The sequence below is a fragment of the Allobosea sp. 01N443 genome (assembly GCF_056399325.1).
On record NZ_JBFTRC010000420.1, the window covers coordinates 1 to 644 of the forward strand.

At 65.5% G+C, this 644-nt stretch carries 1 protein-coding gene; it reads right to left on the reverse strand.

The genetic code is table 11. The features are described 5' to 3' along the window. The coding region (locus AC1DRP_RS36790) for an ABC transporter permease (protein ID WP_476771170.1) at positions 1-644 on the reverse strand (644 nt) is incomplete at both ends.

Sequence of the window (644 nt, forward strand, 5' to 3'; positions counted from 1 at the left end):
ATGGTCGGGTCGATCTGGTCGCGCAGCGCCATGAACATCGCGCGCGTCAGCGTCGAGTTGTCGCCGCCGGAGACGAAGAGCGAGACCACCACCTCGTCGAAGGAGGTCAGGAAGGAGAGCAGGGCCGAGGTGACGATGGCGAAGCCGATCTGGGGCATCGTCACCTGGAGGAAGGCCTGCGCCCGCGTCGCGCCCAGGCTGCGGGCAACGCGCTCCTGGTCGAGATCGAAGCTCTTCAGGGCCGAGCCGACGATCATCATCACGATCGGCACAGCAAGCATCGTGTGCGCGAGCACGATGCCGAGGAAGGAATTGACCATCTTGAGCTGCACGAAGGCATAGAACAGCGCGACGCCGACGAGGATGACCGGAACGATCGTCGGCGTCAGCAGCGCCAGGATCACGACCCCGCCGAAGCGCAGCCGCGAGACATGCAGCCCATAGGCCGCAAGCGTGCCGACCGGCGTCGCCACGAGCGCCGTGCAGATGCCGGCCTTGAGCGAGGTCCCCGTCGCCGCCATCCAGCTCTGCGAGGAGAAGAACGCCTCGTACCAGCGCAACGACCATTGCCGCGGCGGAAACTCCAGATACTGCGACTGAGAGAACGACATCGGGATCACGATCAGCGTCGGCAGGGCCAGGAA